Raw genomic sequence first — 14,442 nt, 5'->3', positions numbered from 1 at the left:
TGTTGCCCGCCGTGATGGCAAAGCTAACCTGCATGTCCGCAAAGTTCGGGGAGGCATTGGTGAAGTCTGGCGTCGCCACGAAGGTCATCTCATAGGTGTCGCCAGTGTTGTTGTAGTCGCTCACAACACTGAACTCATAGGTCTGTGCCGTTAGGGTCATGGCCGTTGCCATCAATACTATTTGTAATATGCGTTTCATTGTGTTTTATTAAAAGGGTTGTCGTTTATATTTATTCTTCTATTAGTATTACAACAAAAGCATCCTCGACGCAATGAGCCTCGCGGACAACTCTTCCGAAATGTTGTAAAATGGATTTACTTTCGAAATAATGCTTTTCGCATTTTTTCTATTTCTTAAAAAGAACGGGGTACCTTTCATTGTAAAGGGGTTAAATACATTAACAGGTGCAAGTTAAAGTGAAGTACTTCACGAAGAAATAAGCGCAAACACGTAATATGTAGGTACTAACACGTATATAAAAGCCTTCACTGTAAATCATGAAGGCTTTTTAAATCAACCATTTACTACACTTAATAGTTGTTTTCCTTTTTCTATTACTCTTTAACTAATTTGATTGTTTTGCTTTTTCCAGAATCGCTATATAGTTTCACAATATATACTGCTGAAGGTAATTGGCTGATATCTATTCTGCCTGATACGTTATCGATTTGTAATACGCGTCGGCCTTCAATAGTAAAGATTTCAACTTCATCAATACTAATATTTGTTGCTTTTACCATTACCTCATCTCTAGCTGGGTTGGGATACAGCGTTATATCTGATGTATCTTCTGTAATTTCTTCTATTGATAATGACTGAAATATAAATTCATTGTTATTAGGATCTGTACTTCCGTAATAATTCTGCGTTCCGTTTCCATCATCTAGATCGACGTTAATCACATTATCTACCACAAAACCTATTCCAGCGAGAGCTACTGCTATAGGATCATCGTTTTCCAAGATAGCTATTGAGCCTGAATCCGGATCGTTATCAACTACAAAGGAGAGTAATGGAATCTCCTGCCCTGTTGAATGAGGTGTTGTTAATGCCGATGTTGGTACAGGCAATGAGAAAATCCATAAATCTCTACTTCCATCTCCAGCGCCAAAACCTTGAAGTGTACTTCCTGTTAGTCCGGTATTAACTTGCCAATTGGTTCCAATAATTTCCGTAAAACTATTGACCTGCATAGTGTTTCCTGTGGAAATGGACACCGTAAGTTGAATATCAGCAAAATTAGGTGCTGCATTATCAAAATCTGGTGTAGCCACAAAAGTGAATTCGTATGGATTGCCTGTATTGTTATAATCGCTTACAATACCAAATTGATAGTTCTGAGACATGAGTGAGAAACTCAATGTCATTAATATAATCTGTAATAATCGTTTCATAACTAAGGGGTTTATTGTTTGTTTTTCTGAGTCACTTCGGCATCGAAAGCCATTCTAGATGTAGATACTGCTGTTGGCAACTGCTCCAAGATGTTATAACCATAAAAAGTTTGAGGTAAAATGATTTGTATTGGATGACCCAAAATATTGTCCCTCAATCTAACATTATCATTATTTTCTCCTATGATGTTAGCGCCTCCTGAAAGGTTTATATCTTGATCGGTATATCCTACAACAGTAAAGCCATAGAAAAGTTGAGGCAAACTTTGATTCACAGGATGATTTAATATGGCATCCCTTATGCTATTGTTATCATTGTTATTACCAATTATATTCACTTTACCATCGCTATTGCTATCACCAGCCCACATTCCTAGCATATCCGTTGGCATACCATAAGTGGCCTGAGCATTTGTGCCATAGGTAATAATGTCATTGGCATCTGTAAAATCAACCAAGCTTGAATTATTATTAATTGGCACAGGTACAGCCGTCATGATTCCAAGATGATTGCGATGCTTAATCGCTACATAATAATCATCTCTTAATACTGCAGGTGTGAAGACAGATTGCCCATCAATACCCACTATAAAACCATGGCGATTTAGAAGTGCTGATTGTCCATGTATAACCTTTGTATTATCGTCTTTATCCCTAAACTCGACCCAGATCCAATCTACAATAGCTTCGTCGGGTTCTGTTATTGCTGTAAATACCGATTCATCAGTTGTTATCTTATCTGGATATGGACTCTCTGTTGGAATAATATTAGCAACTCTGAGGTCATCACGCATTAAGTCTTCTTCACCATCTTCCTCACTTCTGTTAAGTGCCGCTCCTTGTAAATACACACGAGCACGTAAGGTCTGTGGTACATATTCTATAGCTCCAATATCATAAGCACCTCCTTGATTTCTAGGGTTTCCTATTTGATCGTTAAGCTCAATATCATTATCGACGACCCTTAGCTCTCCGTTATAGGTAGCTAAACTATTATTAAAATAGGTAGACATATAAAACAAATAACGTTCTCCGGCTACAAGGTCAAAGAATTGACTACCACCACCATCGTCATAATAGGAGCCATCATTATTCCTATTGGTATGCCCTACATACTCAGGCCTATCCGAAAAGAAACCACTATCTACTACAAGACCGCTATTCCATAAATATATGGAGAGACCTTCCCTAGGATTGTCCGGATCTGCATCATTGCCTAAGTATTCTGTAGTTCCGCTAAAGGTAAACTCATAACGTGCTGTTGCAGGTGCCGTAAAGGCATACAGGTCGCAGTAATTAGGGTCGCTCCCAAATAGTGTATCTTCTATGGAGTCAATGGTTGTTGCACCATTAAAGTCCAAAACCTTATATGAGTCTAAAGATGTTCCATTGTTATACGCTGGACTGTTGTCGTAGAACAAATGGCTCAAGGTATTACCACCATTATCCGTTAACGGTGCTAATAATGGGTCATCTACACCAATGAAATTATTATTGGCCCCATTAGTTATTGACGTTCCTGTTCCTATAAGGTTATAACTACTTCCTGGCTCTAAATCATGGAAAGCTATATCAGCCGGAGCACCTTCAGCATTATTTCCTGAAATAATGGAATTATGTACTGTCCAAGTCGTGGAATTAAGTGTCCCTTGATGACTTATGGCTGCTGAATCACCAGCTGTTTCGGTTTCATTATTAGTTATTGTACTATTCATAATAAGCATCGTTGTGGTACGTCCAGAATTGGTACGTGTTTCAATCGCTGAACCTCCAATTGGTGCTGTATTTCCGCTTATGGTAGAGTTGTTTATAATCAAGGTCTGACTTGAAGATGAGTTTGAAGCCCAAACTTTAAGCGCTTCAGCTCCACTATTGTTATAGACTGCAGAATTATTGATATTTAATGTTCCTGCTTCACTTTCTATGGCTGCACCATAACTCGCGCTATTATCTCTGAGTGTAACGCCTTCTAAGTTTATAGTTCCTGTCCATGAAGAGATAGCACCTCCATTATCTGAAGTACAGGATCCAATTGTTACGTTGTTCAGAGTTGTTGTGTTCGTTCCTAATAACAGAATACCTCCACCATAGGTATTATATGGACCTTGAATAGTTGCTGAATTACCATTGATAATGGTTAAGTCGCTTATGCTTAAATTGAGATGCGCAAATCCATTATAGAATACTCTCGAAGCATTATTTCCATCAATAGTCAATAAATCCTGACCTGGTCCTTTAATAATTAATGAGCCTCCAAATCCACCTGCTGCACCAACTTCCATTTGTCCATAAAGTATAGGAGACGATGTATTGTTTGGATCTTGATATTCTGGTGCTCTTACCGTAATGGTTTGAGGGGAATCAAATAATGACGAAAATTCTATAACATCAGTTCCTGGATCGTTATTGGCTGCTATAAATGCTTCTCTCAACGAACAATCGCCATCACAAACGCCATCATTTGTATCTTCTGTTTTAGTCACTACATAACTACCTACAGCCTGTAACTCAATTGCACCAATATCATCAGTACCCAAGATGTCTCTGGCATTGCCTAGCTGATCGGTAGGAAGATTTGTAAAACCAGCATTCAATGCCGGGCTATTCCCGTAAGGCAAATGACTCAATGTGTTTCCGCCATTATCGGCTAGTGGTGCTAATAAGGGATCGTTGACATTAAAAATATTGCTGATGGCATTTATTTGGGTTGCGCCTGTACCGATAAGATTATTCCCGCTATCTGGAACGAAACTATCGTTACCAATATCTGAAGGTGAGCCATTGGCTAGGTTTCCTGAAATAATAGAATTATCAATGGTTCCATCGACACTAATTCCAGCAGAAAACGTAATGGCTGCACCAGCTTCTCCATCACTATCTGAAGTATTATTGGTAATCGTATTACTGTTCATATTGAGTACTTGTGAATATCCTCCAGTAGTAATAAATTCAATTGCTGAGGCACCATTTGGTGAGGTATTTCCGCTAATGGTTGTATTTTCCATTTTAAAATCAACATTAGCAATACTTGCATGCATGCGTATTGGTGCACTTCCGGAATTGCCATAGATTGCAGAATTCTTGATCTCGAAAATCCGTCCTTCCTCTTCAATAGCTGAACCATAACCAGTAGAAGTATTGTTTCTAAGAGTCACACCATCCAAATACATATTACCACCGTAAGATGAGACTGCTCCTCCTCTTAAAGCATCGCAGTTTTCTATGGTAACATTAATCAATCGACAATAACTGCCTGGGTCTCCTCCTAGCTTCATAATACCTCCTCCCCATTGCGGGTATGGCTGACTATCATTTGCAGTACCAGGTTGGTCTGGCTTTCCATTGGCTATAGTCAAATTATTAATCTCAACATCGATATGACCAAATCCAGCATAGAATACTCTAGATTGTAAATTACCATCAATGGTTAATAGGTTTTGACCCGGACCATTAATAATATAATCCCCACCATGTCCTCCAGATGGTGGACCGATTTCTATTTGTCCTAGTTCTAGAGTAATCGTTCTTGGCGTGTCGAAATATGGAGACGCAAAATTGATGATATTGTCTCCATTGGCTTGGTAAGCAGCTTTTAATGCTTCTCTTAATGAGCAGTCCGCAGCATCACAAACACCATCATCGGTGTCATCTGCTTTGGTTACTGTAAATGTCTGGGCTTGCAATTGAAAGGCTGATAAAATAATTATCACACAAGCCAGTTTCAATCGTGTACAAAAAGAAGAAAGTGGTTTTCTAAAAACCACTCCTCGCAAATAATGAGTTTGCATGTCGGGGTGTATTAAAAAGTTAATGGGTGCAAGTTAGAATGGGAAGATATACCTTGAAATACGAGAGTCCACGTACTTTATAAGCGTAAGCACGTATAGAGAGATAGTTTTAAATAAGAATAAGAAAAATTTAGAAGTCTATGATAACATCTTTGTGCTTTAATGCCCAGTTAATAACTGCATTTGTACCGCCTTCAATTTCAAGCTTGTTGACTATATTGCTGCGATGCTTTTCAACAGTACGTACAGAAACTCCAAGATTATCTGACAATTCGGTATTGGTCATTCCCTGAACGATAAGTTTCAAGATGGTGACTTCAGAAGGTGTGAGAAGTTTTAATCGCTTTAATTCTTCTGAAGCATTTTCAATGGCGAGATTATCGAAAGAATTACTAAAATAAATTTCATCATCGAGTACTGCTTCTATACAGCGTTCTATTTCAAAAAAACTATCTTCTTTCAGTAAATAGCCATTGAGTTGTAATGTTTTGGCTTTGGTGATATAATCTATTTCTTTATGATAAGATAAGATGATAAACTTAGTTGAAGTACCTTTTTCTTTTGCCATTTTTACGACTTCAAACCCTGTGAGCAATGGCATGTCTATATCCAAAAGCGCTATTGTTGGTTTCAACTTCAAAACGAGTTCTAAAGCTTGCATACCATTATTCGCTTGCCCAACGACATTATAATTATTTACGGACAGTTCATCATACAGTCCTTTGAGGAGCATTGGATGGTCGTCTGCTAGTATTAATGATATGTCTTCTTTCTTTATCATCTTATAATGGTGTAATAAGTTGCATTGTTGTGCCTTTATTTTTATCACTATCTATAAGCAACTTTGATTTAATTATTTTGGCACGTTCTAAAAGTGTTTTCATCCCCAAACTAGAAACTGTGTGTCGTTTTTCGTTAAACTCAAATCCAACACCATTGTCTTTTATTATGGTCTCAATCACATCTCCTTTTCTAGAAATAGTTACTGATACTGATTTAGCATTAGCATGTTTTACAGTATTATTGAGAACTTCCTGAATAATCCTATACAAGTGCAAAGACTCTTGCTTAGATAAGGCATCATCAATATTGTCAATCTCTGTTGTGAAAAATAAGTTTGTGTTAGCATCTACTTCGTTGATCATAGATTCTATACTGGCAGTAACACCTAACTTTTCAAAAGTAGCGGGATAGAGTCCTCTGGAAATTCCTCTGAGCTCATCTAAGGTGTTGTTAGCCAAATTATCAATATCGGTATCCTTGTAAGACTTAACCTTTTTGGCAAGAAGCATCAACTTTTGCCCTACGCTATCGTGTAAATCTCTTGCTACTTGAGTACGCTGGTCTTCTTGGGTCTTAATCAATTCTTGTGAAAATAATTCCTGGTTGTGTTTTTCTTTTCTTGAAAAGTTTCTGGAGCGTATTAGATAAATAATTGTAAAGCCAAGCACTAATCCAAGTCCTCCAAATAGCATCCATTGTTTCTTAATTGTATTATCTCTATCCAGAACTGTAATTTCAGATTCTTGAGCTGCTATCTTGAAATCGCGTTTCTCAGTTTCGTATAAGGTTTGGTAATAGGACAATCCCAGTGCTTTTTTCACACTATTAATAGAGTCTCTTCGGGTGACAAAATCTACATAATGATTATGCGATTTTTCCATGTCTCCTATAGCTCTATATATCTTGGACAATCGCTCATCCATATGATAAATACCCCAATTGTTGCCGGTCTGCTTATGCTTATTTAGTACCCACTGTCCTTCAACAAGTGCTTTGTCATATGCTTTTGTTGCGATATAATAATCTGCTAGTGCTGTTCTATAGTTACTTTCATAGGGTATTTGCTCTTGTTTAGCAAAGGTGCTTTGGATCTTATCAAAAAACACTTTTGCCTTATCCATACTATCTGTAACAGCATATGCATCTAATAAGGTATAGGTTATTATTGGCTCAAGAGAAAAATTATAATCTGGCTCCGTAACATATTTGTAAGCCTCTTTTAGATAAGCGATTCTATCCTTTTGATTATTTTGTAAATGTGCTTCTAATGAGGCATTAAATAAATTTGGTACAAGGGATTGAAGATTGTGTTGATGACGGGCGATATTTATAATCTCATCGCGTTCTTTTTTCGCTTCCTCAGTGAATCCGATTTTAGTATATAACGTAGCCAGTTCATTTCTTGACCAAAGTAAGTTAGTTGTATCTTTTGCTCTCTGAAAGTATTCTGAAGTTTCCAATAAGAGCTTTGAAGCAATTACATAATTTCCAATAGTTGAATAGGATCCAGCTTTGTATGATCGTGCCAGAGCATAGGATATAGAATCATTTGCTCTAAGAGAAAACTGCTCTGCTTTATCGTATACCTCTATTGATTTTTGAGTTTCTCCTGAAAAATAATAGCTATCCGCTGCATTGGTGTATAGTCTTCCCAAGAGATTATAATCATTGCTATCAATCTTTCTACTCTCAAAATCGTTAAAGATACCTACGGCTTCCTTTGCTTTATTGACTCTGTTAGCATAGTAATAAATAAGGCTAGACGTATGGCGCATTGCCATATTTATAGAATCTAGTTGATAGGCATGGTCTATTGTTGCTTTTACTATAGAATCGTAATTGTACTTGGATTTATATACAACCAACCACGCTAAACTATCCATCAGCTCTAGCTTTTCAGCTTTTTCTGAAGATTCAATCTTCTGTTTTAAATCACTTACAGATTGGTCCAAAGAAGTATCTTGGCTATATGCATTTGCATAAGCAATTAGCAGCAATAGGGATACGAAAATTTGGCGCATTTGATTAATATAGCTAAAGGGGTAAGTAGTGTAAAGTTATAAATATGATTTAAAATCATTGGTGTTTTTTTATAAAAAAACTGTCAGGAGATTATAAATCTTGTCGATATAATAATTTTAAAACACACTACTAACTTGTGGTTGCTGGGCTGCCAACAGCTATTAATCAACTTGTTTATTGACAGCCCACAACACTTTTGCCATACCTTCTAATTGATCGTATAATTTGTCCTAACGACTTCACTCAATCTAAAATAACCCAGCACTTCTTCATCTGGATTATTGAGATTAATGCAATTACCCTTTAATTGTACAGGTGTGGTCTGAAAAGGTCCTCCTCCATCACTTTCAGACTGATCTATCAAGATACTTATGAAATTGTAATAGCTCTCAGAAATACCATAAATACTTATATCTACAGTTGCTTCAGCCACCAAATCCTCATTGTCAAACTCTATGAAATTCTCATTACCATCCGTAAATTGATCACTTAGCGCTGATAATGTAAGTAATGTATTTACTGATGAATTAAACTCACCTAAATAATAATTATCAATATTGGCTGGGTCGTCGAAAAATACTTTAAGTTGAATTTCTTCCTCATCTCCATCACCTTCTAAGGTTTGTTCTATATCATTAATTTCAGTGACAGACATCAAGGTTTCAGTCGCGGTATATGTCTGTCCATTGTATTCAATCTCTAAGGTGTAAGATTGGTCAATTTCTGGTTCAAAATTGGTTGTGACATAATCACCATTATTTTGGTCTTCAAAAATAAACTGCAATCCATCATCATCTCTAGTAACTACTACCGAAGCTCCTGTAATTGGAACATCTGGATTAGCATCAAAGAATGCTGTAGACTCACTTAATTTTATGGTTTGTGTTTGCCCCGAAGTGCCTTTTTCCCAATTAATGGACGCCTCAACCACTAATCTGGAGCCTCCATTCGGGACATCCACATCCACCGTGTCTGTACACGAATTAAATAAACCAATCATTATTAAAACCGAGACTAAATGTTTATATGTTGTACGCATTTTTTTAAAATTTAAAGTTGTAAGATATTGACGGAATAATGCCAAATATGGCAGTACGAGTGGCTTCGTTTATACCTGTATCTGTATTTTGTCCAAACGTAATTGACGCAGCATTTCTACGATTGTAAAGGTTGTAGATACTAAATACCCATTCGCCTTGCCATTTCCTATTATTATTTTTTCTAGGGGTTAACGTTGCAGATATGTCTAATCTATGATATGCGGGTAATCGGTCTGCATTTCTTTCAGAATAAGTAGCTATAGACAATCCATTATACTGAAACTGTCCATTTGGATATGTAACTGGCCGCCCAGTCTGAAAAGCAAAGTTCGTCCCAAAACGCCATTTATCATTGAACTTATAACTCCCTGTGAATGACACATCATGCGTTCTATCGAAAGGTGTGTTGTACCATTCGCCATTGTTTATTCCTAAGCCCCCAGCTGCCCCTCCAGGTGTACGTTGTTCTGACTTTGAAAGCGTATAAGCCAACCAACCTGTGAACTTACCTTTATTTTTGCGCAAGAGTAACTCCAGTCCATAGGCTCTCGATTCTCCAATTAGAATTTCTGTTTCTATGGTGTTTTGTGCTATAAGATCTGCTCCATCAATATAATCTACGCGATTATCTATGGTCTTGTAATATGCTTCGGCTTCTATAGAAAACATGTTATCCTTAAAGTTCCTGAAGTATCCAATTGCATACTGATCTGCTATTTGAGGCTTAAGAAATTTTCCACTTGGTGCCCAAACATCCAAAGGTGTTGCAGAGGTCGTATTGGAAATTAAGTGTAGATACTGCGCTATTCGATTGTAGCTAGCCTTAAACGACGATTTCTCATTGAGTTGATATGACAATGCAAAACGTGGCTCAAAATTCCCAAAGTTCTCGATGCTTTCACCACTACCATATTCCGTTTCGCCAATTGGATCTGCTCGTTCATAAATATCTAATTGAGAATTATACACTACTGGCAAACCATTGGCATAGTTATTCAATGTTTGTTTTCCTAATCTATTAAAATAGCTGTAACGCAACCCATATTGAGCTGTAAGCTTGTCTGAAATTTTATGCTCTAAACCTGCATATATACCAGCCTCTAAAGCAAACTTATCATCCAATTTCATTGGATTGATCCCAGAACTTTCGTTTAACGGATTTAATTGTCCTGGATTAAAGTTGTAGTAAATCCCACTGACTCCAAAATCGAACTTTAATTTATCATTTAAATAATACCCAAGATCATATTTAAGATTGTAATTATTAATATCTGATTTCCAGTCGATCCCTTCAGAATTAATCTCTAAATTATAATTGTATCTGCTGTAAATTAGTGATAGGTTAGAAAACAGTTTGTCATTAAAAATATGATTCCATCTTAGGTTTCCAGAAAGATTTCCATAGGAATTGGTGAAGAAATTAGAGAGTTTAAAATTATCATTCCCAAAATATCCAGATAGGTATAATTTGTTTTTATCATCGATCTGATAATTGGTCTTCAGATTAAGATCGTAAAATCCAGCACGATTGTTATTGTTTGCTAGAGCCAAAAATATATTGGCATAGGAAGCACGTCCTGCCAATAGAAAAGATCCCTTATCCTTGAAGGTCGGTCCTTCAACTGTAAGTCTACTGGACACAGCACCAATACCTCCAGAAAGTTTAAAGTTTTTACTATTACCATCTTTTTGACGGATGTCTAGTACTGATGACGCACGACCTCCAAATCGTGCTGGAATACCGCCTTTATAGAGTTTAATGTCTTTAATAGCATCTGTATTGAACACCGAGAAGAACCCAAATAAGTGCGATGCGTTATAAATAATCGCTTCATCGAGTAATACTAGATTTTGATCTTCTGCACCACCACGAACATTAAACCCAGATGCTCCCTCACCAGCATTGGTAACTCCTGGTAGCATTTGTATAGATTTTATCACATCGACTTCACCCAAGACGGCAGGCATTTGCTTAATGGTCTGACTCGACAATTTTGCCACACTCATTTGTGGTGTCCGCAGATTTACTTTTTTAGATTCTTCAGCAGTAATTACTACTTCCTCCAGTTGGTCTGCATCTTCAATAAGCTCTGAATTGAACTTGAAATTTTTATCCAGTACAATGTCTTTTTCAATGGTAGTGTATCCCAAATATGAAATCACTAAAGTATAATTGCCTTTGGGAGCGGTTAACGAATAGAAGCCATATTCGTTAGTTGTGGTCCCAATAGTTGTTCCTTTTAGTAAAATTGTGGCACCTAAAAGGGTTTCGCCATTTGCTTGATCTTTTAGTGTACCGCTTATGGTATACTTTTCTTGTGCAAAGCCCAACCAGGATATAGCTAGGGCTACAAAAATCAATGTTTTGTTCATAGATTCGATATTGTTTTTTTTGATTTGATTCGCCAAATATAACGACGCATATATCTCCGAAGTGTAGAGTATTATTGGCTTAGGTGCAGAATACCTTTTTTAGGTGCGAAATGATTTTGGTTTAACGTTTTGTTGGGAAAGAATTACAAGTAGGAGGATGTTTTTAATATTTTGAAAGTTGTGCTTTCACATCCTTAAGATAGGTTTTAGACACAGGAATTCTTAAAGCTTCCGCTTCGTCTAAAATTACATTGGGTTTCTGATTAATGGTTTTCAATTCTAATACATTAAACAAGTTTATAGCAAAAGAGCGATGGCATTTATAAATACCCGGAATGTCTTGGAGTTCATCCAATAATTTTGAAAATCTAGTTCTTATGCATTGTTCCATTAATATATCATTACGCTTGTACTTAATTGATACGTATTGGTTTTTGGATTCAATGGCATAGAGATTATTTAATGGAATGGTTAATTTGCATTCGCCTTTTTCATCTAAAATCTTTATTAACTCTTCATTACCAGACACCATTTTATAATGTGTTGTCACGACATCCAAATCGGTTTTGAGCTGCTGCTTATCGTTGTGCAATTGTTTTAAATACACATACATACATGTTCCTAATACAGGATATAAAAGCACAAACACTAAAGCAAAATAGGTCATTACAACATCGAATACCAATTCATCTAGTATTGCTTCAACACTATTAAGTTCATCGTTATCGAAAGTAATTTCTACAATAAGACTTAAGAAAACGACTAAGGCAATATCTATTAAAAACCACTTTAAAAAATATCTTAAGTCGTTCTTAGTATTTGGAAAGCGTTCTCGCAACACAAACTGACTTACACACAAGACAATAAAAACGACAGTACTAATAAAACCTATGAGCGCAAAAAGCTGAACAAAGGTATGCTCTCCACTTTCTATTTCAGCACTTAAACCAAAGGGTTGATAAACCAATGCGAATATCATAAAGAATACGCTACAGCTTATGACATATAACCACTTTTCTTGTTTAGCTTGGAAATGATGAAATGGGAGTTCTAGTAATTGACGAAATTTCATTGGTTGTTCAGTTTGCTACTTAGCAAACTTTGTTTTGCTAGTTTTAGTATTTAAACTAGACAAAATATTTACCTCTAATCTTTTGTAAACAAAAAGTCATCTGACTTATTTGTTTCAAATAGATATTGGCAGTACTCAATTAAATCTCCTGTGGTTTTAGAAATATCGTAGATCTTATTGCCATTCTTTGATTTCACTTTGGTAAAATGTGGTGTGATAAGCCCTAGAAACTCTTCAATAGAAACGCTAGAGACATATTGCAAATGATGCGCAATGAATTCAATGTATAAAAACTTCATACTTTGCAAATAGGATTGCATCCCTTTTAATGCAAAATATTCTGCTCCTTCAATATCAATGACAGCTCCTGTTGGGGCAGGAAGGTTTGCAGCTTTAATATGATCGTCAATAGTGACCATATCTACTTCGACTACGTTTGGAGAATCGTAAGTATACAGCTTGAATTCCTTTACTGGTCTTATTTTACTGGCACCACTATTTATAGTATTCTGATAGAAGCTTATTTTTTTCGCTTCATCTCCTACTGCTAAATTGAATAAGTTGACGTTTGAAAGTTTATTTAAATCTTTATTTATTTCTAGATATTGATATGTCGTTGGATTTGCTTCATACCCAACGACATGTTTTGCCTTCTTTGCTAATGGGATGAGTGTTGTCCCTACATGTGTTCCTATTACATAAATAGAATCTTCCTCACTAACTAGCTCTAATAAATTTTCTACTTCTTCAATACCCCAATTTCCTTTAAATCCTAAATGCTTTCCAATGATAACATCTTCCAAAGACATGGAAATCAAACCATTTTTAGAATCATAGATAATCCCAACAGCATGAGGCCCTAAAATTCTTTTTCTGATTTGTGACCTAAAGTACTTTTTATAAAATTTTAATGGTTTCATTAGACGCTTTTCTATTTTAATTAAGAGGCATTAAGCTGTTGTGTAAAATTAAAATATTACTTGATAAATCCGAGAAAAAAGAAAAGGTCTATAATCTTAAACATAAAAAACCTCCTTATCATTACAATAAGGAGGATAATATAGCTGTTGTTTACCCCTTTAACTATGCAACAGCAATATGAGCAATTATTTTTGGTTTTTCATCAATTATTGTTTCACTAGCCTCATGGTTTTGTCTCCCATGTTATTTCCATAAACCTTCAAGATGTAGACGGCAGATTCCAATTCTGTTATGGTGATCTTTTCAAATTGTGACTCAATAGTCTTTACTAGTTGTCCATTAATAGCATAGATTTCTATAGTATGTATTCGACTAATATCACCTCTGACCTCAACCACATCCTTTGCAGGGTTAGGATAAAGGTCAAGTTCTAGACTGCTGTCTGTAATCTCTTCTACTGAAAGGGAAGAAAAAATAAAGCTATTGTTTACTGGATCTGTCTGCGCATAGTAATCCTGTGTACCATTACCATCTCCAAGATCGGCATTGATCACATTATCTACCACAAAACCAACTCCAGCCAAGGATAAAGCTATAGGGTCACTGTTTTCTAATATTGCTATCTCTCCACTAGTTGGCATGTTATCAACTACAAAAGATAGTATCGGTATGCCTGCGTTTGTAGTATGGGGCGTGGTCAATTCTGAGGTTGGAACAGGAAGCGAAAATATCCATAAGTCCTTACTTCCATCTCCTACTCCAAAGCCCTGTAGCGTAGCTCCTGTAAGCGCTGTATTGACCTGCCACCCTGTACCAAACAGCTCCGTAAAACTACTTGGTTGGATGCTATTCCCTGCGGTTATCGCCACAGTGAGCTGCATGTCTGCCATATTGGGATTAGCGTTATCAAAATTTGGTGTCGCTACAAAAGTGAATTCATAAGGGTTCGCTGTGTTGTTGTAATCACTAACGATACCAAATTGATACTGTTGAGCCGTTAGCGATAAGGTCATTAAAATTAATACGGTCTGTAGTATTGTTTTCATTG

General features: G+C 36.4%; 10 protein-coding genes. All 10 read right to left on the bottom strand.

What is annotated here, in order from left to right:
- A partial coding sequence (locus tag NCE97_RS15745; protein WP_353780247.1) for a hypothetical protein occupies nucleotides 1-199 on the bottom strand: 199 nt, incomplete at its 3' end.
- 356 nt (nucleotides 200-555) lie between these two features.
- Nucleotides 556-1,395, bottom strand: a complete 840-nt coding sequence (locus NCE97_RS15740) for a T9SS type A sorting domain-containing protein (RefSeq protein ID WP_353780246.1) — start codon at nucleotides 1,393-1,395, stop codon at nucleotides 556-558.
- A gap of 11 nt (nucleotides 1,396-1,406) precedes the next feature.
- Nucleotides 1,407-5,105, bottom strand: a complete 3,699-nt coding sequence (locus NCE97_RS15735) for a choice-of-anchor Q domain-containing protein (protein WP_353780245.1) — start codon at nucleotides 5,103-5,105, stop codon at nucleotides 1,407-1,409.
- Between the two features lie 208 nt (nucleotides 5,106-5,313).
- On the bottom strand, nucleotides 5,314-5,964 hold the full coding sequence (locus tag NCE97_RS15730; RefSeq protein WP_353780244.1) for a response regulator: 651 nt from the start codon (nucleotides 5,962-5,964) through the stop codon (nucleotides 5,314-5,316).
- 1 nt (nucleotide 5,965) lies between these two features.
- Complete coding sequence (locus NCE97_RS15725) at nucleotides 5,966-7,987, bottom strand: sensor histidine kinase (protein WP_353780243.1); 2,022 nt, start codon at nucleotides 7,985-7,987, stop codon at nucleotides 5,966-5,968.
- A gap of 209 nt (nucleotides 7,988-8,196) precedes the next feature.
- Nucleotides 8,197-9,027: a DUF4249 domain-containing protein gene (locus tag NCE97_RS15720; RefSeq protein ID WP_353780242.1), complete on the bottom strand. Its 831-nt coding sequence runs from the start codon at nucleotides 9,025-9,027 to the stop codon at nucleotides 8,197-8,199.
- Nucleotides 9,028-9,031: 4 nt separating this feature from the next.
- Entirely contained in the window at nucleotides 9,032-11,401 is a 2,370-nt protein-coding gene (locus tag NCE97_RS15715; RefSeq protein WP_353780241.1) for a TonB-dependent receptor, read from the bottom strand.
- A 163-nt stretch (nucleotides 11,402-11,564) separates the two neighbouring features.
- Nucleotides 11,565-12,473, bottom strand: coding sequence for a LytTR family DNA-binding domain-containing protein (locus tag NCE97_RS15710; protein WP_353780240.1), 909 nt, complete (start codon nucleotides 12,471-12,473; stop codon nucleotides 11,565-11,567).
- 74 nt (nucleotides 12,474-12,547) lie between these two features.
- Entirely contained in the window at nucleotides 12,548-13,393 is an 846-nt protein-coding gene (locus NCE97_RS15705; protein WP_353780239.1) for an FkbM family methyltransferase, read from the bottom strand.
- 207 nt (nucleotides 13,394-13,600) lie between these two features.
- Nucleotides 13,601-14,440 carry a T9SS type A sorting domain-containing protein gene (locus tag NCE97_RS15700; RefSeq protein ID WP_353780238.1) on the bottom strand — a complete coding sequence of 280 codons (840 nt, stop codon included), beginning with the start codon at nucleotides 14,438-14,440 and terminating at the stop codon, nucleotides 13,601-13,603.
- Between the last annotated feature and the right edge of the window lie 2 nt (nucleotides 14,441-14,442).

The organism is Winogradskyella sp. 3972H.M.0a.05, assembly GCF_040493455.1.
GTDB lineage: Bacteria > Bacteroidota > Bacteroidia > Flavobacteriales > Flavobacteriaceae > Microcosmobacter.
Note: the sequence above shows the minus strand (reverse complement) of the source record. Positions and strands in the feature narration are given on the sequence as shown.